Raw genomic sequence first — 279 nt, 5'->3', positions numbered from 1 at the left:
GACCGTGGCGAAGGTCGACTCGATCGGGTTGGTGGTGCGGATATGCACCCAGTGCTCCGCTGGATAGTCGTAGAACGCCAGCAGCTCGTCCCGATCCTTGGCCAGGCACGCCATCGCCTTGGGGTACTTGGCCTCGAAGCGTTTCAACGTGCGATCAAAGGCCTTGTGCGCCTCGTCGCGGGTCTCGGCCATCCAGATGTCATGGAGGTCGGCCTTGACCTTGGGCTGTACCGACTTTGGCAGCTTGTTCAGCACGTTAGCGGTCTTGTGGACCCAGCA

1 protein-coding gene is annotated in these 279 nt (G+C 61.3%); it reads right to left on the bottom strand.

The features are described 5' to 3' along the window. A partial coding sequence (locus Q673_RS24995) for an IS256 family transposase (protein ID WP_023005413.1) occupies window positions 1-279 on the bottom strand: 279 nt, incomplete at both ends.

The organism is Halomonas sp. PBN3 (assembly GCF_000475415.1).
In the GTDB taxonomy this organism is placed as follows: domain Bacteria; phylum Pseudomonadota; class Gammaproteobacteria; order Pseudomonadales; family Halomonadaceae; genus Halomonas; species Halomonas shengliensis.
Note: the sequence above shows the minus strand (reverse complement) of the source record. Positions and strands in the feature narration are given on the sequence as shown.